This window comes from Acidovorax delafieldii 2AN, assembly GCF_000175235.1.
In the GTDB taxonomy this organism is placed as follows: domain Bacteria; phylum Pseudomonadota; class Gammaproteobacteria; order Burkholderiales; family Burkholderiaceae_C; genus Acidovorax; species Acidovorax delafieldii_B.
Window position 1 is genome coordinate 1 of sequence record NZ_ACQT01000048.1, and the last position, 21,383, is coordinate 21,383.

The 21,383-nt window shown below is 65.3% G+C and carries 16 protein-coding genes; 15 read left to right on the plus strand and 1 reads right to left on the minus strand.

Annotation, left to right across the window (positions count from 1 at the left end; all coding sequences use genetic code 11):
- Positions 1-864: 864 nt before the first annotated feature.
- Complete coding sequence (locus tag ACDELDRAFT_RS08875) at positions 865-1,719, minus strand: ChaN family lipoprotein (protein ID WP_005795693.1); 855 nt, start codon at positions 1,717-1,719, stop codon at positions 865-867.
- 72 nt (positions 1,720-1,791) lie between these two features.
- Here ACDELDRAFT_RS08875 and ACDELDRAFT_RS08880 point away from each other — a divergent pair, with 72 nt between their 5' ends.
- The 15 genes from ACDELDRAFT_RS08880 to ACDELDRAFT_RS08950 all read left to right on the plus strand — a co-directional run.
- Entirely contained in the window at positions 1,792-3,708 is a 1,917-nt protein-coding gene (locus ACDELDRAFT_RS08880) for a type IV pili methyl-accepting chemotaxis transducer N-terminal domain-containing protein (RefSeq protein WP_040328583.1), read from the plus strand.
- Positions 3,708-4,421 (plus strand): response regulator, encoded by a 714-nt coding sequence (locus tag ACDELDRAFT_RS08885; protein ID WP_005795697.1) that lies wholly within the window; start codon positions 3,708-3,710, stop codon positions 4,419-4,421. The genes ACDELDRAFT_RS08880 and ACDELDRAFT_RS08885 overlap by 1 nt, the downstream gene beginning before the upstream one ends.
- 403 nt (positions 4,422-4,824) lie before the next feature.
- Positions 4,825-6,105: an MFS transporter gene (locus ACDELDRAFT_RS08890; RefSeq protein WP_005795698.1), complete on the plus strand. Its 1,281-nt coding sequence runs from the start codon at positions 4,825-4,827 to the stop codon at positions 6,103-6,105.
- A gap of 31 nt (positions 6,106-6,136) precedes the next feature.
- A complete protein-coding gene (locus tag ACDELDRAFT_RS08895; RefSeq protein WP_005795700.1) occupies positions 6,137-7,552 on the plus strand; it encodes a NarK family nitrate/nitrite MFS transporter in 1,416 nt (471 codons plus the stop codon).
- 35 nt (positions 7,553-7,587) lie between these two features.
- On the plus strand, positions 7,588-11,388 hold the full coding sequence (locus tag ACDELDRAFT_RS08900; RefSeq protein ID WP_005795701.1) for a nitrate reductase subunit alpha: 3,801 nt from the start codon (positions 7,588-7,590) through the stop codon (positions 11,386-11,388).
- A gap of 18 nt (positions 11,389-11,406) precedes the next feature.
- A complete protein-coding gene (gene narH, locus ACDELDRAFT_RS08905) occupies positions 11,407-12,930 on the plus strand; it encodes a nitrate reductase subunit beta (protein WP_005795702.1) in 1,524 nt (507 codons plus the stop codon).
- Positions 12,931-12,941: 11 nt separating this feature from the next.
- Positions 12,942-13,634, plus strand: a complete 693-nt coding sequence (gene narJ / locus ACDELDRAFT_RS08910; RefSeq protein ID WP_005795703.1) for a nitrate reductase molybdenum cofactor assembly chaperone — start codon at positions 12,942-12,944, stop codon at positions 13,632-13,634.
- The gene (gene narI, locus ACDELDRAFT_RS08915; RefSeq protein ID WP_005795704.1) at positions 13,631-14,365 is read left to right on the plus strand and encodes a respiratory nitrate reductase subunit gamma; all 735 of its coding nucleotides are present in this window, start codon (positions 13,631-13,633) and stop codon (positions 14,363-14,365) included. Before narJ ends, narI begins: the two co-directional genes overlap by 4 nt.
- 28 nt (positions 14,366-14,393) lie before the next feature.
- Positions 14,394-15,323, plus strand: coding sequence for a peptidylprolyl isomerase (locus ACDELDRAFT_RS08920; RefSeq protein ID WP_005795705.1), 930 nt, complete (start codon positions 14,394-14,396; stop codon positions 15,321-15,323).
- Between the two features lie 33 nt (positions 15,324-15,356).
- Positions 15,357-16,037, plus strand: coding sequence for a carbonic anhydrase (locus ACDELDRAFT_RS08925; RefSeq protein ID WP_005795707.1), 681 nt, complete (start codon positions 15,357-15,359; stop codon positions 16,035-16,037).
- Between the two features lie 59 nt (positions 16,038-16,096).
- On the plus strand, positions 16,097-18,538 hold the full coding sequence (locus ACDELDRAFT_RS08930) for an adenosylcobalamin-dependent ribonucleoside-diphosphate reductase (protein WP_040328587.1): 2,442 nt from the start codon (positions 16,097-16,099) through the stop codon (positions 18,536-18,538).
- Complete coding sequence (locus tag ACDELDRAFT_RS08935; RefSeq protein WP_232504748.1) at positions 18,535-19,866, plus strand: NnrS family protein; 1,332 nt, start codon at positions 18,535-18,537, stop codon at positions 19,864-19,866. Before ACDELDRAFT_RS08930 ends, ACDELDRAFT_RS08935 begins: the two co-directional genes overlap by 4 nt.
- A gap of 15 nt (positions 19,867-19,881) precedes the next feature.
- Positions 19,882-20,553 (plus strand): nitroreductase family protein, encoded by a 672-nt coding sequence (locus tag ACDELDRAFT_RS08940; RefSeq protein WP_005795713.1) that lies wholly within the window; start codon positions 19,882-19,884, stop codon positions 20,551-20,553.
- A 119-nt stretch (positions 20,554-20,672) separates the two neighbouring features.
- Positions 20,673-21,086: a hypothetical protein gene (locus tag ACDELDRAFT_RS08945; protein ID WP_005795715.1), complete on the plus strand. Its 414-nt coding sequence runs from the start codon at positions 20,673-20,675 to the stop codon at positions 21,084-21,086.
- Between the two features lie 5 nt (positions 21,087-21,091).
- Positions 21,092-21,383, plus strand: a 292-nt coding sequence (locus ACDELDRAFT_RS08950) for a hemerythrin domain-containing protein (protein ID WP_005795717.1), incomplete at its 3' end; no start/stop codon positions are given.

Here is a 21,383-nt window from a genome sequence, read left to right on the forward strand (position 1 = left end):
AACGCCTAACGCCTAACGCCTAACGCCTAACGCCTAACGCCTAACGCCTAACGCCCAACGCCCAACGTCAGGCAAGCAGCGCGCCCACCCTCTGGAAACTGCCGGGTGACGCGGCCCGTATGACTGGGTACCGGTGGCTTGCTCTTTTTTGCAGCGGTCTGCGATGGATACCCGGGCGTTGCGCACACCGGGTGCCACGGCAGGCCCCGAAGGGGCGGTCATCTGCCGCCGCGACTTGGCGCTCAGCGCGGCGGATGTCGATGCCGCGGAGCGCAAGCGGATGCGGGGGCGCACCGGATCGACGGGGGAATTGCTTCTTTCTCTGTAGCTGTCGTTGCTTGCCGTGCATGCACTGAGGGCTTCTTTGGCGGCAATTGCTGTGCCTGGAAACCTTGTGGAGATGGGGCTCCGGCGCCCCGGTTTTCAGGGCACAGTTGCGGGGGCTGTGCGCCATGTCGAGAGGGGGTGTCTGTATGCTCCTTATTTTGTAGCGTCAAACGGAAGATATATAAGCGATGTAGCCACATTGGTGTGCCATTCGATGGCGTGCGGGAGCGTAGCGGATCGGGGCGATGGTTCCTGATGCTTCGATGCCCACTGGACGCGCTTGGGGGCGCATGTGGCCAGCAGCGCAGTGCTGTGCAGGTTAGCGGCAAGACCGTGGTTGCTCTACTTTCTATAGCTGCAGACGGAGGACGCGTAAAGGCGCGGGCGGTCTGAAGCATCAAAATCAATGAAAACCGCAAATGGCCGTAGTGTTGGCGTCCTGCGTCCTGCGTCCTGCGTCCTGCGTCCTGCGTCCTGCGTCCTGCGTCCTGCGTCCTGCGTCCTGCGTCCTGCGTTGCCCGCTTTTTTGCGCAGGCGCTACTGGGGCGGGCGCAGCGATGCGCAGGCGTCGTACGGCGGCAGGGGCGGGGTGGAGATGACGATGTCCGTGCCTGTCCCCGCCGCGGCCGTCGCTGGCGCGGTTCCTGCCGCCTCGCCCTGTGGTGGCCGTGCCAGCGCAGAGACCACCTTCGATTGCACATCGCGCGGCCAGTGGGTCGGGACCCCCCGGTGGCGCAGCACATGTTCGCCCCCGGCCACCAGCAGCACGGTCTGGCCGGGGCGCATCGCTTCGCGGGCGGTGGCGGCCAGGCTGGCGTCGCGGGCGATCTGGATGCGCGCCATGGTGGGCAGCCGCGCCGCAGGCAGCATGTCGCAGTGGCCTTCCTGCAGGGCCGTATGCAACTGTTCGCGTGCATGGGCAGCGAGGTGGTTGTCCCAGTGGGCGTCTTTTTCCGCCTCGGCCATGGCGGTGCGCGGCAGGTTGCCGCCCAGCACCGGCGCACCCGTGCGCACTGCCGCCATGACCACGGGGCCATAGGCCGACCACGGCCAGGCCGCGTCGTGCCATTGCAGCGCAGATTGCACCTGCGCCTCGGTGGCTTCGCGTGGCAGCCCGGCGGTGCTGTGGCCGCGCTCGGCCATTTCCAGGACCAGGGCGGCGAGTTGGCCGCGCCCTGCAAGCCACTGCACCGTCTGGCGCTCCAACAGCTGGTGGTCGGGGGCATCATGCTGCTCCCCGAGCAGCAGCACATCGGCCGGGGGCGCCGCGTCCAGCGCGGCCGGCCAGGCGGTGGCAGACACGATGGTGGGGGGGCTGGCGCAGCCGGCCAGTATGCCCAACGTGGCGGCGGCGCTCAGAAGCCACAAGGGTCGGAGAAATGCAGGCGACATGCGGCAATGCTACGCGGCGCAATCTTGATGCACGTCAAGAGTGGGTTTATCGCGCCTTCCTACACTGCGCCCATGCGCACCAAGTCCCCTTTGACCTTCAAGCTGTTGGCCATGGGCGGCGGGTTCCTGCTGGTGGCCCTGGCCTCCATCGGCTTGACGCTGTGGGTGGCCTGGAAGCTCGAGGGCGGCGCGGCTGCCGTCAACGAGGCCGGACGGCTGCGCATGAACATGCTGCGCATGGTGCTCGTGCAGCAGACCGAATCCCCCGAGGAAGTGCAGCGGCATGCGCGGCAGTTCGATGCCAGCCTGGAGTTGCTGCGGACGGGGGATCCGTCCCGCCCCCTGTTCGTGCCATGGGGCGCCGATACGCGGGAGCGGTTCGAGGAAATCCGCACGACCTGGGGTGGCTTGCGCAAGGAGTGGGCAGTCGGATTGCCGCCGGACCGTGCGCGTTCCCTGGCGCAGGCCGACAGCTTCGTTCACAAAGTGGATGGTTTTGTCGAGGCCATCGAAATCCAGATCGCGGGCTGGACGGCGGTGCTGCACATCTTTCAGCTGTCGATGATGGCGGTGGCGATTGCCGCCGCCATCACCTTCATGGCCGTGAGCTACCTGCTGGTGCTCAACCCGGTGTCGCAATTGCAGCAGGCGCAGGCGCGCCTGCGCCAGGGCGACCTCGGGGTGCGGTTGCCGGTGGAGGCCGATGACGAATTCGGCCAGCTCTCGGCGGGCTTCAACCTGATGGCCCACGCGCTCCAGGCCTCGCACGAGGAACTGGAGCAGAAGGTGCGCGAGAAAACCGCCAACATCGCGGTGCAGAACCAGCGCCTGGCGGCCCTCTATGAGGTCAGTGCACTGGCTTCCTCGGCAACTGGGCTGGAAGCGCTGGCCCAGGGGTTCGTGAAGCAGATCCGCCGTGTGGCGGGTGCAGACGCTGCTGCAGTGCGCTGGTCCGACGAGGCCAACGAACGCTACGTGCTGCTGGCGGGTGACGGCATGCCGGTGGCCATGACCGAGGAGGAGCACTGCCTGCACACCGGCGCTTGCATGTGCGGGCAGCCGCAAAGCCAGGCGCGTACGCGCGTCATCCCGATCGTGCCTTCCACCACGCTGGCGTTTCCGCACTGCCGCGATGCGGGGTTCCAGACCATGGTGGCGATTCCGGTGCAGATGCAGCAGCGGCTGCTGGGCGAAATCAATCTGTTTTTCCGCTCACCCACCGCGCACACCGACGAGGTGCGGGATCTGCTGGAGGCGATGACGCGCCACCTGGCCAGTGCCATGGAAGGTCTGCGGGCGACGGCCCTCGAACGCGAGGCCGCCGTGGCCGAAGAGCGCAGCCTGCTGGCCCGTGAGCTGCACGATTCCATCGCGCAATCGCTGGCCTTCCTCAAAATTCAGACGCAGCTGCTGCGCGACGCGGTGGCCAAGGGCGACGTGGTGGCGCGCGACCGCAGCATGGGCGAGCTGGACGTGGGCGTGCGCGAATGCTATGCCGACGTGCGCGAATTGCTGGTGCACTTTCGCACGCGCACGAGCGAGGAAGACATCGAGGCCGCGCTGCGCGCCACGCTGTCGAAGTTCGAGCACCAGACGGGCATCGCCACCACACTCACCATGGCCGGACACGGCTTGCCCCTGCCGCCCGACGTGCAGATCCAGGTGCTGCACATGGTGCAGGAGGCCTTGTCGAACGTGCGCAAGCATTCGGGCGCGACACGGGTGGAACTGCACGTCCACCGCCACCCCCGCTGGCGCTTTGAAGTGCTGGACAATGGCACCGGGTTCCGTGTCGATGCGGTGCCGCCCGATTCATTGCATGTCGGCCTGGGCATCATGCGCGAGCGCGCCCAGCGCATCGGGGCCGTGGTGCAGGTCGAATCGTCGCCGGGCGAGGGTGCCCGCGTATGCATCGAACTGCCCACCATGGCCGCCCTGCAGGCGCCCCGCGAAACGCCGCTGCCGGTCCTTGCCGAATCCGAACACTGATGCCTATGCCTTCCTTGCGACCCGTGACCTTGCTCGTGGTGGACGACCACAACCTGTTTCGCCGCGGCCTGGTGGCCTTGCTGGGGCAGGACCCGGGCCTGCAGGTGGTGGGCGAGGCGGGCGATGCCGCGCAGGCCATGCGCCTGGCCCCTGCATTGCGCCCGGACGTGATCCTGCTGGACAACCACTTGCCCGGCGTGACGGGTGTGGACGCCATCCGCGGGTTGCGCGAAGTGTCGCCGTCGTCGCGCGTGCTCATGCTCACCGTCAGCGAGGATGCGCAGGATCTGGCCACTGCGCTGCGCAATGGTGCACAGGGATATCTGCTCAAGACCATTGATGGCGACCTGCTGGCGCAGGCCATCCGCCGCGCTGCGGCAGGCGAGCCCGTCGTGAGCCCCGAGCTCATGGGCAAGCTGGTGGCGGCTTTCCAGTCGCAGGGCGCTCCCGAGGCGGACGCCCTTGAGCCAGGGTCTGCCGAAAGATCGCAACCGCCAGCTGCGTTCGACGTGGGCGATGCGAGCACGCCGCTGTCGCCCCGTGAAGAAGAGGTACTGCGCGAGATTGTCCGCGGCGCCAGCAACAAGGAAATCGCGCGGGTCCTTGATATTGCCGAGACCACGGTGAAGATCCACGTGCAGCACATCCTGCGCAAGCTCGGGCTCAGTTCGCGGGTGCAGGCGGCCGTGTACGCCTCCGATCGCCTGCGCTGACCTGGGTTGCATCGCCTCCCCGGGCGGGCCGGATGGCGCAGACCGAGGAGCGGTGCGTTGCTGCGCCTCCGGGCCGTGTGCCCGCCCTGTCAGCCCTTTCATTTCTTCGAGTTTTGCGGCGCGGGTGTCTAACGGGCTCGTGTCGGGCGCCTGCAGCGCGTCGTTCTACACGCCCACATCGTTGGCGCCTGCCGCGGTGACTGTGGATCTCGGGGTGACTGGCGTGCGCTGGGTGCAGTCGGTGCCCGCCGCGGGAGCGGTTCGCGAAGGTAGTAGTTCTTTTGGACGATGGTGCTCCGATGCCCTCGTTCTTTTGCCGTGGTGAAACGTCCCGAAGAGGGATAGGCAAAACCCTGCCCAGGCGAGACGATGCAGGCCACACAGGAAAGAGAGGGAATATCCCATGGCAAACGCATCGCTTTCGGCGGGCGAAAGTCCGCGACGTACACGGCAGGCTTGGTCCGTGCTTCTGGTGAGCACGCTGGCCTTCACGGTCTGCTTCATGGTGTGGATGATGTTCGGCGTGATCGGCATCCCGATCAAGAAGATGCTGAACCTGAGCGCAACCCAGTTCGGCCTGCTGACGGCCATGCCGGTGCTCACCGGCTCGCTGGTGCGCGTGCCCCTGGGTATCTGGACCGATCGTTTTGGCGGGCGGATCGTGATGGCGGTTCTGATGGCGATCACCGTGCCGGCCATCTGGCTCATGAGTTATGCCACCGAATACTGGCATTTTCTCACCATCGGTCTGTTTGTCGGGCTGGCGGGGGGCTCTTTCTCCGTGGGCACGCCCTATGTGGCCCGCTGGTTCCCCAAGAACCGCCAGGGCACTGCGATGGGTGTCTATGGCGCAGGCAATTCCGGTGCGGCCGTGAACAAGTTCGTGGCGCCGGTGTTGCTGGTGGCCTTTGGCTGGACCATGGTGCCGCAGGTGTATGCCGCCATCATGCTGGGTACCCTGGTGCTGTTCTGGCTGTTCAGCTATTCCGACCCGGCGCATCTCGTGTCCAGCAACGTCAAGTTCACCGACCAGTTGCGGGCGCTCAAGGACCCCAAGGTCATCAAATACTGCCAGTACTACAGCATCGTGTTCGGTGGCTACGTGGCGCTGTCGCTGTGGATGGTGCAGTACTACGTGGGCGAATACGGCCTGGACATTCGGGTGGCTGCACTGCTGGCGGCCTGCTTCTCGTTGCCCGGCGGAGTGCTGCGTGCCATCGGCGGCGTGCTCAGCGACAAGTACGGCGCCCACAGCGTGACCTGGTGGGTGATGTGGGTGAGTTGGATCTGCCTGTTCCTGCTGAGCTATCCGCAGACTGATTTCACCATCCTCACGGTGAATGGCCCCACCACCTTCCACCTGGGCCTGAATGTTTATGCGTTCACTGCGCTGATGGGCTTGCTGGGCGTGGCGTTTGCCTTCGGGAAGGCCAGTGTCTTCAAGTACATCAGCGACGACTACCCCAAGAACATCGGGGCCATCAGCGGCATCGTGGGGCTGGCAGGCGGGCTGGGCGGCTTCGTGCTGCCCATCATGTTCGGCGCCCTGATGGACTGGACCGGCATCCGCTCGAGCGCCTTCATGCTGATGTATGGCGTGGTCTGGGTTTCGCTGATCTGGATGTATTTCACGGAAGTCCGCCGCACCGATGTGATGGACCCGTCCCATGTTTCGGCGCATTGAGCCGCCCGCACAAATATTTCAAGGTAACACCATGTCTGCCAACCAACTCAGCAGCGGCGAGCGCCAGGGGCGCACGCTCACTATCTGGACTCCGGAGGACAAATCATTCTGGGAGCGCGAGGGTGAGGCTGTCGCCAAGCTCAATCTGTGGATCTCGGTGCCTGCGCTGTTCCTGGCCTTTGCCATCTGGCAGGTCTGGAGCGTGGTGGCCGTGAGTCTGCCGGGGCTGGGATTCAAGTACTCCACCAACCAGCTCTTCTGGCTGGCCGCGGCACCTGCCCTCAGCGGCGCCACACTGCGTATCTTCTATTCGTTCATGGTGCCGCTCGTGGGTGGCCGCCGCTGGACGGCCATCTCCACGGCCACCCTGTTGATACCCGCCATCGGCATTGGCTACGCGGTGCAGGACAACACCACCGGCTACCCGACGATGCTGATGCTTGCGCTGCTGTGCGGCCTGGGCGGCGGCAACTTCAGTTCGAGCATGGCCAACATCAGCTTTTTCTTTCCGAAAGAGCGCAAGGGCTCGGCGCTGGGGGTGAATGCCGGCCTGGGAAACCTGGGTGTTTCGGTGGTGCAGTTCCTGAGCCCGCTGGTCGTCACGGCTGGCATCTTCGGTATCTTTGGGGGCGATCCGCAGACGATCGTGAAGAATGGCCAATCGGCGCAGGTGTGGACGCAGAACGCGGCCTTCATCTGGGTGCCATGGATCGCGTTGGCATCGCTGGCGGCCTGGTTCGGCATGAACGACATTGCCGATGCAAAAGCCTCCTTCGCCACGCAAGCCGCCATTTTCCGCCGCAAGCACAACTGGTTGATGTGCGTGCTGTACCTGGGCACGTTCGGCTCCTTCATCGGCTATGCCGCTGGTTTTCCTTTGCTGATCAAGAGCCAGTTTCCTGGCGTCAACCCACTGGCCTACGCATGGCTTGGTCCGCTGGTGGGCGCGGTTGTGCGGCCCTTCGGTGGCTGGCTGGCCGACAAGCTTGGCGGCGCACGCGTCACGCTGTGGAACTTCGTCGTCATGGCGCTGGCCGTGGTGGGGGTCATTGGCTTCCTGCCCTCGGGCGGCTCGGCAGGGCAGTTCTCGGGATTCTTCGTGTGCTTTCTGGTGCTGTTCCTGACCACCGGCATCGGCAACGGCTCGACGTTCCGCATGATTCCGGTGATCTTCCTGACTGAAGCCCTGCGCGGTGTCGATCGCAACAACGCGGCCGCTGTGGCACAGGCCACCAAGGAGGGCAACACGCTGGGCGCTGCCACGCTGGGCTTCACGGCCGCAATGGCCGCCTACGGGGGCTTCTTCATTCCCAAGAGCTACGGCAGCTCCATTGCACTGACCGGCGGCCCCGAGGCAGCGCTCTGGACCTTCGTTGCCTTCTACGTCATCTGCATTGTGATCACCTGGTGGTACTACGCCCGCAAGCACGCAGAGATGCCTTGCTGATTCATGTACCCAATTGCTAGAAAAAGGAGCCCCCGATGAGCCATTTCCTCGATCGCCTTTCGTACTTCTCGCAGCCCCGCGAGAATTTTGCGCAGGGCCACGGTCAGACCAACGGCGAAGACCGTACCTGGGAAGATGCCTACCGCGACCGCTGGGCACACGACAAGATCGTGCGCAGCACCCACGGCGTGAATTGCACAGGCTCATGTTCGTGGAAGATCTACGTCAAGGGCGGCATCGTGACGTGGGAAACCCAGCAGACCGACTACCCCCGCACCCGCCCCGACCTGCCCAACCATGAACCCCGCGGCTGTGCACGCGGCGCCAGCTACAGCTGGTATCTGTACAGCGCCAACCGCGTGAAATACCCCATGGTGCGCGGCCGTCTGCTCAAGCACTGGCGCGCCGCCATGGCCCTGGCCAAGAGTCCGGTGGACGCCTGGGCCAGCATCGTCGAGAACGACGCCTCGCGCAGCGAATGGCAGAAGCAGCGCGGCCTGGGTGGCTTCGTGCGCAGCACCTGGGACGAAGTCAACCAGATGATCGCTGCGGCCAATGTCTACACGATCAAGAAGCACGGCCCTGACCGCATCATCGGCTTCTCGCCCATTCCCGCGATGTCGATGATCTCGTATGCCGCAGGCTCGCGCTACCTGAGCCTGATCGGCGGCGTGTGCATGAGCTTCTACGACTGGTACTGCGACCTGCCACCCTCCAGTCCGCAGGTGTGGGGCGAGCAGACCGACGTGCCCGAGTCGGCCGACTGGTACAACAGTTCGTACATCATTGCCTGGGGCTCCAACGTGCCCCAGACGCGCACGCCCGATGCCCACTTCCTGACCGAGGTGCGCTACAAGGGCACCAAGGTCGTGTCCATCACGCCCGACTATTCCGAAGTGGCCAAGCTGGGCGACTTGTGGATGCACCCCAAGCAGGGCACCGATGCCGCCGTGGCCATGGCCATGGGCCATGTGATCCTCAAGGAGTTCTACTTCAAGGATGGTGGCAAGGGCCGCAGCGCCTACTTTGACGACTACGCGCGCCGCTACACCGACCTGCCGCTCTTGGTGGTACTGAAAGAAAAGACGCTGCCCGATGGCCGCACGGTCATGGTGCCTGACCGGTACGTGCGCGCCAGCGACTTCCCCGGCCAGCTCGACCAGTCCAACAACCCCGACTGGAAGACCGTGGGCTACGACGAGCTGGGCCAGGTCACGCTGCCCAATGGCTCCATCGGTTTCCGCTGGGGCGCCGACGGCCGTGCCGACCAGGGCCTGTGGAATCTGGAGAACAAGGAAGCACGCACCGGCAACACCGTCAAGCTCAAGCTGTCGGTGATCGAAGACGGTGTCCAGGCCCACGACGTGGCCGACGTGGCCTTCCCGTACTTTGGCGGTGTGCAAACGCCGAACTTCACCGCCAACGAACAAGGCGGCGACGTGATAGTGCGCCGCGTGCCGGTAAGCCACCTGGAACTGGCCGGGCACGAAGCCCAGGGCCGCGTGATGGTGGCCACCGTGTTCGACCTGCTGGCCGGTAACTACGGCATCGACCGGGGTCTGCCCGGCGAAGAGCCCGGTGGCAGCTACGATGCCGACCGCCCCTACACCCCCGCCTGGCAGGAAAAGATCACCGGCGTGCCGCGTGACCAGATCATCACCGTGGCGCGCCAGTTTGCCGACAACGCAGACAAGACGCATGGCAAGTCCATGGTCATCATCGGTGCGGCCATGAACCACTGGTACCACTGCGACATGAACTACCGCGGCATCATCAACATGCTGATGCTGTGCGGCTGTATCGGCCAGAGCGGTGGCGGCTGGGCGCACTACGTGGGCCAGGAAAAGCTGCGGCCCCAGACCGGCTGGACCGCGCTGGCCTTCGCGCTTGACTGGATCCGCCCACCGCGCCAGATGAACAGCACGAGCTTCTTCTACGCCCACACCGACCAGTGGCGCTACGAGAAGCTGGGCATGGAGGAAATCCTCTCGCCCCTGGCCGACAAGAAGTCGTACAGCGGCTCGATGATCGACTACAACGTGCGCGCTGAGCGCATGGGCTGGCTGCCTTCGGCGCCCCAGCTCAAGACCAGCCCGCTGCAGGTGGCCAAGGACGCCGCTGCCAAGGGCATGGACGCCAAGGATTACGTGGTGCAGTCGCTCAAGAACGGCAGCCTCACGATGAGCTGCGAGGACCCGGACCACCCCGACAACTGGCCGCGCAACATGTTCGTGTGGCGCTCCAACATCCTGGGCTCGTCGGGCAAGGGGCATGAGTACTTCCTCAAGCACCTGCTGGGCACCACCCACGGTGTGCAGGGCAAGGACCTGGGCCAGGACGAGGCCAAGCCCGAGGAAGTGCAGTGGCACGCCAAGGCGCCCGAAGGCAAGCTGGACCTGCTGGTCACGCTTGACTTCCGCATGAGCACGACCTGTCTGTACTCCGACATCGTGCTGCCCACGGCCACCTGGTACGAGAAGAACGACCTCAACACCAGCGACATGCACCCCTTCATCCACCCGCTTTCCACGGCGGTGGACCCTGCGTGGCAGGCCAAGAGCGACTGGGAGATCTACAAGGGTTTCGCCAAGGCCGTGAGCGAGGTCAGCGTGGGCCACCTGGGCGTCGAGAAGGACGTAGTGCTCACGCCCATCATGCACGACACCGCGGGCGAAATGGCCCAGCCCTATGGCGTGCGTGACTGGAAGCGGGGCGAGTGCGAACTCATCCCCGGCAAAACCGCGCCGCAGGTCACGGTGGTCGAGCGCGACTATCCCAACCTGTACAAGCGCTTCACCGCCCTGGGCCCATTGATGGACAAGGCCGGCAACGGCGGCAAGGGCATCGGCTGGAACACGCAAACCGAAGTCGGCCAGCTGGGCGACTTGAACGGCCGCGTGAAGGAAGAGGGCGTGACGCAGGGCATGCCCCGCATCGTGACCGACATCGACGCCACCGAAGTGGTGATGATGCTGGCGCCTGAGACCAACGGCCACGTGGCCTGCAAGGCCTGGGAAGCCCTGGGCAAACAGACCGGCCGCGACCACGTGCACCTGGCGCTGCACCGCGAGGACGAGAAGATCCGCTTCCGCGACATCCAGGCGCAGCCGCGCAAGATCATCAGCTCGCCCACCTGGTCGGGTCTGGAAAGCGAAAAGGTCAGCTACAACGCCGGTTACACCAACGTGCACGAGTACATCCCCTGGCGCACCCTTACGGGCCGCCAGCAGTTCTACCAGGACCACCCCTGGATGCGCGACTTTGGAGAAGGCTTTGTGAGTTACCGCCCACCGGTGCACCTGAAGGCGCTGCACGAAGTCGAGGGCAAGAAGCCCAATGGCAACCGCGAGATTGCATTGAACTTCATTACGCCGCACCAGAAGTGGGGCATTCACTCGACCTACAGCGACAACCTGATCATGCTCACGCTCAACCGGGGCGGATCGGTGGTGTGGCTCAGCGAGGACGACGCGGCACGCGCCGGCATCGTGGACAACGACTGGGTGGAGCTCTTCAACGCCAACGGTGCCATTGCGGCCCGTGCGGTGGTGAGCCAGCGCGTGAACCCCGGCATGGTGATGATGTACCACTCGCAGGAAAAGATCATCAACACCCCGGGCTCGGAAATCACTGGCACGCGCGGTGGTATCCACAACTCGGTCACCCGCGTGGTGCTCAAGCCCACCCACATGATCGGCGGCTACGCCCAGTACAGCTATGGCTTCAACTATTACGGAACCATCGGCACCAACCGCGACGAGTTCGTGCTGGTACGCAAGATGGACCGCGTGGACTGGCTGGACGACGATGTGTCTGATGCCCCCGCACATGCCTGAGCCACAAGGAGAAAAACGATGAAAATTCGCGCACAAATCGGCATGGTGCTGAACCTGGACAAGTGCATCGGCTGCCACACCTGTTCTGTTACCTGCAAGAACGTCTGGACCAGCCGCCCCGGGGTGGAATACGCCTGGTTCAACAACGTCGAAACCAAGCCCGGCATTGGCTACCCCAAGGAATGGGAAAACCAGGACCGCTGGAACGGTGGCTGGGTGCGTAACCCGGACGGCTCCATCGCCCCCCGCCAGGGCGGCAAATGGAAGCTGCTCATGCGCATCTTCGCCAACCCCAACCTGCCGCAGATCGACGACTACTACGAGCCCTTCACGTTCGATTACGACCACTTGCAGTCGGCGCCCGAAAGCAAGGCGGCACCCACGGCGCGCCCGCGCAGCCTGATCACCGGCCAGCGCATGGAGAAGATCGAGTGGGGCCCGAACTGGGAGGAAATCCTGGGCGGCGAGTTCAGCAAGCGCAGCAAGGACAAGAACTTCGACGATGTGCAAAAGGACATCTACGGCCAGTTCGAGAACACCTTCATGATGTACCTGCCGCGCCTGTGCGAGCATTGCCTGAACCCGGCGTGCGTAGCATCGTGCCCCTCGGGCTCGATCTACAAGCGCGAGGAAGACGGCATCGTGCTGATCGACCAGGACAAGTGCCGCGGCTGGCGCATGTGCGTCTCCGGCTGCCCCTACAAGAAGATTTACTACAACTGGCAGTCGGGCAAGGCCGAGAAGTGCATCTTCTGCTACCCGCGCATCGAAGCCGGCCAGCCGACCGTGTGCTCGGAAACCTGCGTGGGCCGCATCCGTTATTTGGGCGTGCTGCTGTACGACGCAGACCGCATCCAGGAAGCCGCCAGCGTGGAACGCGACCGCGACCTGTACCAGGCGCAGCTCGACATCTTCCTGGACCCGAACGACCCCGATGTGATCCGCCAGGCACGTATTGATGGCATCCCGGACAGCTGGATGGAATCCGCCCGCAACAGCCCGGTCTACAAGATGGCCGTGCAGTGGAAGGTGGCCCTGCCGCTGCACCCCGAGTACCGCACGCTGCCCATGGTCTGGTATGTGCCGCCGCTCTCGCCCATCACGGCCGCCGCCAATGCAGGCCACATGAGCGTGAATGGTGATATTCCCGATGTGTCGCAACTGCGCATTCCCGTGCAGTACCTGGCCAACCTGCTCACGGCGGGCGACACCGCGCCCGTGGTGCAGGCGCTCGAGCGGATGCTGGCGATGCGCACCTACCAGCGCGACAAGCATGTGGAGCAGCGCCAGAACCTGGCAGTGCTCAAGCAGGCCGGCCTGTCGATGGCCGAGGTGGAGGAGATGTACCAGGTCATGGCCATCGCCAATTACGAAGACCGTTTCGTGATTCCTTCGGCGCACCGGGAATATGCCGAAAACGCCTTTGACATCCGCGGCGGCTGTGGCTTCTCGTTCGGCAACGGCTGCTCCGATGGTGCTACCGAAACCAGCATGTTTGGTGGCAAGAAGCCGCGCACCATTCCGATCAAGGCCACGGTGTAAAGGAAGCTGCCATGTTCAAGAAAACCCCAGCCACTCTGCGCCTCACCCTGCGCGCCCTTGGCTATTTGCTGAGCTACCCGGACGCGCAAATGCGCAGCGTCATGCCCCAGTTGCTGGATGCCTTGCAGCTGGAACAGGCACTCACCCCTGAGCGCATGGCCGAGATCGAGGCGCTGTGCCAGCACCTGGCCGCACTGGACCCGATGGAGGCAGAGGCACGTTACGTCGACAACTTCGATCGCGGGCGCCAGACTTCGCTGCACCTGTTCGAGCATGTGCATGGCGATTCTCGCGACCGCGGCCCGGCGCTCATCGACTTGATGCAGACCTATGAAAAGGCCGGCCTGCAGTTCGATGCCGAAGAGCTTCCCGACCATCTGCCTGTGGTGCTCGAGTTCGCTTCCACGCAGCCGCCTGCGGTGGCGATGGAGTTCCTGGGCGAAATGGCACACATCCTGAACGCGCTGTTCAGCGCGTTGGTGGCGCGTAACAGCCCCTATGCCAGCGTTGTTGCAGCCGTGCTCGAAGTGTCGGGCCAGCGCGCCCAGCCGGTGACGCTGACGCCCGAACCACCCATGGATGAGGTCTGGGCCGAGCCCGAAGCGTTTGGTGGTTGCAGCACCCAGGGGCAGGCCAAGCCTGGCCAGCCGCAACCGATGCATTTTGTCCGCACCCCGCGTGCACCAGAAGGAGTCTCCGTATGACCGCCTGGCTTGATACCCTGCTTTTCGGGATCTATCCCTATATTTGCCTTTCCGTCTTTTTCATTGGCAGCTGGGTGCGGTTCGACCGCGACCAGTACACATGGAAGAGCGATTCCTCCCAACTGCTGCGGGCCGGCAGCCTGCGCTGGGGCAGCAACCTGTTTCACATAGGGGTGCTGTTCCTCTTCTTCGGGCACTCCGTGGGCATGCTGACGCCGCACTTCTTGTATGAAGCCTTCATCAGTGCAGGCAACAAGCAGTTGATGGCCATGGTGTCGGGCGGTATCGCGGGTCTGCTGGGCTTCGTGGGGGTTTCCATCCTGCTGCACCGGCGCCTGTCGGATGCACGCATCCGCGCGACGTCGAAGACCAGTGACATCGTCCTGCTGCTGCTGCTGTGGCTGCAACTGGCACTGGGTCTGGCAACGATTCCGCTGTCGGCCAAGCACCTGGACGGCTCCATGATGATGTTGCTGGCAGAGTGGGCGCAACGCATCGTGACCTTCCGTTCGGGGGCGGTAGGTCTGCTCGCGGATGCCGGCTGGATCTTCAAGGCCCACATGGTGCTGGGCATGAGCATCTTCCTGATCTTCCCGTTCACCCGTCTTGTCCATGTCTGGAGCGGCTTCGGCACGCTGGCCTATGTGCTGCGGCCTTACCAACTGGTGCGCGCGCGTCGCATGAACCTGCCGCAAGGCCACATGCAGCCCAGCGACCAGCGTCGCGTCTGAGGCATCCCACCTGAACGAGGAGCACAACATGAGCCATGGATGTGGATCGGGAGGCTGCGGATGCGCCTCCACCGGCAGTGACACCGGCAACAGTACGCTCACCGCTGCGCAGGCGGCTGCGTACGAAGCGCTGGCAACGGCAGTGGAAGCCGCGCCGCTGGCGCCCGTGCTTGCGACAGAGGGCGTTGAACAGTCCATGCCGGTGGCCAGGGTCAACGGCATCGCCTTGCATGAGGCGGGGCAGATGCTGGACGAGGAAACGCTGCGCCAGCGTGCGTGCACCGAATTGTTGCGCCAGGCCGCCCAGCAGGCGGGCCTGCTGCCCCTTGATGACGTGCCGGGAACCGATGGCGCCACCAGCGCGGCCGCATCGGCCGCGATCGAGCAATTGCTGGAGCGCGAGCTGCCCATTCCCGAGCCCTCTGAAGAAGCCTGCCGCCGCTACCATGAAGCACACCCCGCCGCCCATGCGCAGGGGGAGCGTGCGCAACTGCGCCACGTGCTGTTTGCCGTGACGCCGGGCGTGGATGTCAAGCAACTGCGGCTGCGGGCCGAGGCCATGCTGCTGGATCTGCGCTGCGCAGATGACGGTGGCGTACGGTTTGCCGAGGCCGCCGCACAATGGTCCAACTGTCCCAGTGGCCAGCAGGGCGGCGACCTGGGCTGGCTCAGCCGGGCGGACTGCGCCCCGGAATTCGCCCGCGAAGTGTTTGGCAGCGCCGAAATCGGGGTGCTGTCCCGCCTGGTGCACAGCCGTTTCGGTCTGCATGTGGTAGAGGTGGTGGCGCGCGAGGCGGGGCTGCAGCCCTCCTTTGAAGAGGTCCGGAAGGCAATCGGGCTGACTTTGCGCCAGCAGGCCTGGGTCAACGCATTGCGCCAATACCTGCAGTTGCTGGCAGGCGCGGCCGTGGTCGAGGGCGTGGTGCTGGATGCGGCGGATTCACCGCTGGTCCAGTAGCGGCCAGCGCTGCTTCACTTACGGACTGGTTTCATGCCGGATGAACTGCTCGATCGTCTGCGTCGGTTCCATGACGACGCCTTTCCCCAGTACCGCCAGCAGTTCCAGGACCTGGTGGACGGGGGACAGCACCCCACCACACTCTTCATCGGCTGCTCGGATTCGCGCCTCGTCCCCTATCTGCTGACCGGTGCGGGGCCTGGCGAGCTGTTTCTGGTGCGCAATGTGGGGGCTTTCATCCCCCCGTACGACGGCTCGCACGGCCACCACGGGACCACCGCAGCGATCGAGTTCGCGGTGCTGAACCTGCATGTGCGCCGCATCATCGTGTGTGGCCACAGTCATTGTGGGGCTATCAAGGCCATGTATGGTGAGGTCTCGCCCGAGGCGCCGAACCTCGAACGCTGGCTGGATCTGGGTCGCGAGGCATTGCTGCCCGTGCAACCGGGGCCTGAGGCACTGCGGCGCACCGAACAGAGAGCCGTTGTGCTGCAGCTGGAACGGCTGATGGAATATCCTATGGTCCGTAGCCGAGTGCAGGCAGGCCAGATCAGCCTGCACGGCTGGCACTACGTGATCGAGGAGGGGGAAGTGCATGTGTTCGATGTCAAGACGGGGGGCTTTGTGCCCGCGTCGTTGGCAGACAACAGTGGTACGGGGCCGTACCACCCCTATGTGGAGCATGACGGGCAGGTTCTTTTGGACGAGCTTTGATTCCCTTCTTGATGGAGCGCAAGGCCGGCAGGCAGCGAATACCAATCATCCAGAAACCCATGAAGCGCGAACCCAGTCCCCCCATGAATCCCACCTCTTCGTCGCAGCCCATCAGCCTCGATGTGCTGCGTGAGAAATACCTCAAGCCCGGCGAAACCAACGTCGAAGACCTCTACCGCCGCGTGGCCCATGCCCTGGCCTCTGTCGAGGCGCCCAAGCTGCGCCAGAAATACGAGGAGCTGTTCCTGGCCAACCTGCACGCCGGCGCCATTGGCGCAGGCCGCATCATGAGCGCAGCAGGCACCGACATCCAGGCCACCCTCATCAACTGCTTTGTGCAGCCCGTGGGTGACTGCATCCAGGGCGTGGACGACGAGGGTTTTCCGGGCATCTATGAAGCGTTGCGCGAGGCGGCCGAAACCATGCGCCGCGGTGGCGGCGTGGGCTATGACTTCTCGCGCATCCGGCCCAAGGGCGCCCAGGTCAAGGCAACAGCCTCCGTGGCCTCGGGGCCTTGCAGTTACATGAATGTGTTTGACCAGTCGTGCTCCACGGTGGAAAGCGCGGGCGCGCGGCGAGGCGCGCAGATGGGGGTGCTGCGCATCGACCATCCTGATGTGCAGGAATTCATCACCGCCAAGCGCACTCCGGGGCGCTGGAACAATTTCAACGTGTCGGTGGGGGTGTCCGATGCCTTCATCGAAGCTGTCCAGCACGACCGGCCGTGGGAGCTGGTGCACCGCGCGCGTCCTGGCACCGCCGCCATGGCACAGGGGGCCCATCAGCGGGCCGACGGCCAGTGGGTCTATGCCACGGTACAGGCGCGAGCGCTGTGGGACATCATCATGAAGTCGGCCTATGACTTCGCAGAGCCAGGCATCCTGTTCCTGGATCACATCAACGAAGACAACAACCTGAACTATTGCGAGGCCATTGCCGCCACCAACCCGTGTGGCGAGCAGCCGCTGCCGTCTTATGGCTGCTGCGACCTGGGCCCTGTCATCCTCACCCGGTTCGTGCGCCATCCGTTCGGGTTCGACGGCTTGCCGTCGTTCGATTTCGAGGCTTTCGAGAAGGTGGTGGCCCTGCAGGTGCGCGCGCTCGACAACGTACTGGACGTGACCTTCTGGCCTTTGCCGCAGCAACGCGACGAGGCCATGGCCAAGCGCCGTATCGGGGTGGGATTCACTGGCATGGGCAACACGCTCGCCATGCTGTGCCTGCGCTACGACATGCAGGAAGGCCGCGCCATGGCGGCGCGCATTGCCGAAGCCATGCGCGACGCGGCCTACCGCGCCTCGGTGGAGCTCGCCCGCGAGAAGGGCGCCTTCCCCAAGTTCGAAGCCGAGCCCTACCTGGCGGCCGGCACGTTTGCCAGCCGCCTGCCCGAGTCGATCAAGGAAGCCATTCGCGCGAACGGCATCCGCAACAGCCACCTGCTTTCGATCGCGCCCACCGGCACCGTGAGCCTGGCCTTTGCCGACAACGCCTCCAACGGTATCGAGCCTCCGTTCTCGTGGATGTACAAGCGCAAGAAGCGCGAAGCCGACGGCAGTACCAGCGAGTATTCGGTGGAAGACCATGCATGGCGGCTGTACCGCGAACTGGGCGGCGACGTGAACGCACTGCCCGACTACTTCATCTCGGCCCTGGAAATGCCGGCCGAGGGGCATATCGCCATGATGGAGGCGGTGCAGCCCTTCGTGGACACGGCCATTTCCAAGACCGTGAACATCCCCGCCGACTACCCCTACGAAGACTTCAAGGACCTGTACCTGCAGGCCTGGCGTGCACGCCTCAAGGGACTGGCCACCTACCGCCCCAATTCCATTTTGGGGTCGGTGCTCGAAACCCATGCGGCGCCCGCTCCGGCAGCGCCAGTGGCGGTCCCTGCGGCCCCGTCCTCCTTCGACCCCATGCGCACCGTGATCGAGAGCCGGCCCAAGGGCGGCCTCTCGGCCGTGGCCGAGAAGGTGGAGTACTGGACGCAGGAAGGCCACAAGACGCTGTACCTCATCGTTTCCTTCCTGCCCGTCCCTACGGGTGTGGGCAACAGCACGGTGGATCGCGCCATCGAATTCTTCATGCCGGTGGGGCAAAGCGGCGAATCGCAGCAATGGATCACTGCCAGCATGCGGCTGCTGTCCCTGGCGGCCCGCGGCGGTTTTCTGGAACGCGCCCTGTCCGACATGCGCAAGGTGGCGTGGGACCGCGGCCCCGTGCGCCTTGGCACGCACCAGAAGGACGACGGCACCCGCGTGCCCATGTGGCATGACTCCGAAGTGGCGGCCATGGCCTACGCCATCCAGAACATCCTGGCGCGGCGCGTGACCGATCCGGTGCAGCAGTTGCTGCCGCTGGAAGAGCCAGCATTGCCGGTCAGCGGCATGCCGCCCGCCATGGCTGGCAAGAAGTGCACCGAATGCGGGGCGCACGCCGTGATCCGCAAGGACGGTTGCGACTACTGCACGCAGTGCGGTCACCTGGGAAGCTGTGGGTGACCTCCCGGCCCGTCATTCCGGTGCGAGTGGCGTCTGGCAAGCCTTCTGCGGAGGCGCTGGCGAAGATGGACAAGCGCTGGCGTGTCCGTTACCTGATGCTTGCGCCCCATCGGCTGGGTTTCTTTCTGGCCATGGTGGTGCTGGTGGCCTCGGGCCTGTGGTGGGCTCTGGTGCAGTTCGACCGGTCCACCGGCTGGCTGGATCTGCACTATGCGGTGTCGCCCACGCTCGTGCATTCGGCCGTGATGGCGTTCGGCTTCATTCCGCTGTTCTTTTCGGGATTCCTTTTCACCGCCGGGCCCAAGTGGCTCGGTGTCGAGCCGCTGCCGGTGCCGGCCCTGCGCTGGCCGCTGGTCTTGCAGGCGGCCGGCTGGCTGCTGTGGCTGGCGGGCGCGCACCTGCGTGCCGGCGTGGCATGGGCCGGACTGGCCCTGGCCTGCGCCGGGCTGGTCTGGATGACCGCGCAGTTCTGGGGGCGCATACGGCGTAGCCAGGCGCCGGACCAGCTCCATGCCCGTGCCATCGGCACGGCCTGCGTGGTGGGCTGCGCCAGCCTGGCAGGGCTGTGGCTCAGCCAGGTTTTCGACGCTCCAGCCCTGGCGCGGACCTGGGTGTTCACGGGGCTCTGGGGGTTTGTGGTGGTGGTCTACGTCACGGTGGCGCACCGCATGATTCCGTTCTTCACCTCCAGTGCCATGCCCATGGTCGAGGCTTGGCGCCCGTTCTGGGTGCTGTGGCTCATGCTGGGCGCCGCGGTGCTTCAGGTGCTTGCAGCATGGCTGGAGTGGGCCGGCATCCCCCATGGCGCCGCTGGGACGGCGTGGATGCTGGTGCATGGCACGCTGCAGCTGGCCGTGGGCGGCGTGCTGGTCTGGCTGGCCTGGGTGTGGGGGCTGGTGCAAAGCCTGAAGAACAAGCTGTTGGCCATGCTGCACATCGGTTTTCTGTGGCTGGGGGTGGCGTTTCTGCTGGGGGGGCTTTCCCAATGGCTCGAGGCCACGTTGGGGATCGGCGTGCTGGCCCTGGGGGCACTGCACGCGCTGACCATGGGCTGCCTTGCCTCGTTGATGCTGGCGATGGTCACGCGGGTTTCGTGTGGCCACAGCGGGCGCGCCCTGGTGGCTGACCGCATCGCGTGGTCGCTCTTCTGGTGCCTGCAGGCAGCGACGGTGCTGCGCATTGCGGCGGCCGTGCCCGGTATTGCCGGGCTGCCATTGCCCTGGTTGCTGCCGTTGGCTGCGGGCCTGTGGGCCGGCACCATGGGCATCTGGGGCCTGCGGCTGGGGCGCTGGTACGGTTGCCTGCGCGCCGATGGGCGACCGGGCTGAATCGAGGATTTTTCCATGGCTGTCATTCCCTGGCCCCTGAAGCCTGCACCCGTTACCGGGCATCCCGCTGCGGCGGACGATGGCGCGGTGGCGGCCATGGCAACGGCGCTCATTCAGTCGCGCCAGACCATCCTGCCCAAGCGTTTGGGGGCGCCAGGCCCGGGTGCCGCCGAACTGTCGGCCATCCTCCACGCTGCAGCCCACGCGCCAGACCACGGCCAGCTATTGCCATGGCGCTTTGTGCTGGTGCCCGAGGCCGCGCGGCCGCCGCTGGCCGACGTGTTTGTCCAGGCCCTGCTGGAGCGCGACCCCAGCGCCGCGCCCGAACAGTGCGAGCAGGCGCGCGAAAAAGCCTACCGCGCGCCGGTGCTGATGCTGGTCGTGGTGGATGGCGAGCGCGGCGACCCCGAGGTTGATCTGGGCGAGCGGCTCGTGTCCACGGGTTGTGCCGTGCAGAACATGCTGTTGATGGCCACCGCGCAGGGCTACGGTTCGTCCCTGACCAGCGGCAAGGCCCTCAAATCGAACAGCCTGCGTGCCCTGTTCGGGCTGACGGCCTCCGAGCAGGCGGTGTGTTTCATCAGCATCGGCACGGTACAGTCGCGCAAGGCCGCACGCGCACGCCCGGCCGCCAGCGCCTATGTCAGCACCCTGGACGCCGTTCGGGGTGTCGTGCCCGGCTTCTGAAGAGGCCTATCGGCACGCAAGCCATGACCCGGCGCAATGGACCCACCCCTCGCGGCCAGCGCAGCGCGGGCACCTCGATAGCCCTTTGACGATCGCCTTTTTTCATTGCGAGACCTTCCATGGACATTTCCAGCTTCGACGATCTTCTGCAGGCGGCCCGGCTTCAGCCCGAGCCCCAGCGCCTTCTCTTCGTGTTTGCTGCCGTCGAGCTGCCCGACGATGCCACGCCTGCCCAGCGCGCTCGCTTCGAGGCTGGGCAAGGCGGTGCCCTGGTGCCGCTGATGTGCGTGGACAAGACGCCGCAGGAGCTGCCCTCGTTCAGCGCCCTGGTGGAAGAGGCGCGCCAGTTCACCGCACCGGGCCACGACTGGGCCATGGTGTTCGCTGCGGCGATGTCGGGGACGCTGAACCACGCACCCACCAGCGCCGACGCCGAGGCCCCCCTGCAGCGCATGGTCGATGCCATCAAGGGCGGCGCCCATGGCGCCTACATTCCCTTTGATCGGCAGGGGCAGCCGGTCCGGTTCGGGTGAGCGCCATGGGCACCACCTCGGCCCTGCCCGGCTTCAACGCTCCGGCCGTGGGGTTCGAGCAGCCCTTCGCCATGCTGGAAGCCTGCCATGAGCGTGTGCAGCGCACGCTGGGCCTTCTGCAGCGACTGCGGGCCCATGTGCTGGAGCACGGCGCGGATGTCCCGGCGCAGCAGGCCGCGCGCGACGTGCTGCGCTATTTCGACATCGCCGCGCCCCTGCACCACCAGGACGAGGAACTGCACGTGTTTCCGCTGCTGCTGGCGCAGGGGGCTGCCGATGTGGCGGCGCTGGTGGCGC

Coding starts and splice junctions, on each gene's coding strand:
- ACDELDRAFT_RS08875 (WP_005795693.1), bottom strand. CDS start 1,719: ATGTCGCCTGCATTTCTCCGACCCTTGTGGCTTCTGAGCGCCGCCGCC.
- ACDELDRAFT_RS08880 (WP_040328583.1), top strand. CDS start 1,792: ATGCGCACCAAGTCCCCTTTGACCTTCAAGCTGTTGGCCATGGGCGGC.
- ACDELDRAFT_RS08885 (WP_005795697.1), top strand. CDS start 3,708: ATGCCTATGCCTTCCTTGCGACCCGTGACCTTGCTCGTGGTGGACGAC.
- ACDELDRAFT_RS08890 (WP_005795698.1), top strand. CDS start 4,825: ATGGCAAACGCATCGCTTTCGGCGGGCGAAAGTCCGCGACGTACACGG.
- ACDELDRAFT_RS08895 (WP_005795700.1), top strand. CDS start 6,137: ATGTCTGCCAACCAACTCAGCAGCGGCGAGCGCCAGGGGCGCACGCTC.
- ACDELDRAFT_RS08900 (WP_005795701.1), top strand. CDS start 7,588: ATGAGCCATTTCCTCGATCGCCTTTCGTACTTCTCGCAGCCCCGCGAG.
- narH (WP_005795702.1), top strand. CDS start 11,407: ATGAAAATTCGCGCACAAATCGGCATGGTGCTGAACCTGGACAAGTGC.
- narJ (WP_005795703.1), top strand. CDS start 12,942: ATGTTCAAGAAAACCCCAGCCACTCTGCGCCTCACCCTGCGCGCCCTT.
- narI (WP_005795704.1), top strand. CDS start 13,631: ATGACCGCCTGGCTTGATACCCTGCTTTTCGGGATCTATCCCTATATT.
- ACDELDRAFT_RS08920 (WP_005795705.1), top strand. CDS start 14,394: ATGAGCCATGGATGTGGATCGGGAGGCTGCGGATGCGCCTCCACCGGC.
- ACDELDRAFT_RS08925 (WP_005795707.1), top strand. CDS start 15,357: ATGCCGGATGAACTGCTCGATCGTCTGCGTCGGTTCCATGACGACGCC.
- ACDELDRAFT_RS08930 (WP_040328587.1), top strand. CDS start 16,097: ATGAAGCGCGAACCCAGTCCCCCCATGAATCCCACCTCTTCGTCGCAG.
- ACDELDRAFT_RS08940 (WP_005795713.1), top strand. CDS start 19,882: ATGGCTGTCATTCCCTGGCCCCTGAAGCCTGCACCCGTTACCGGGCAT.
- ACDELDRAFT_RS08945 (WP_005795715.1), top strand. CDS start 20,673: ATGGACATTTCCAGCTTCGACGATCTTCTGCAGGCGGCCCGGCTTCAG.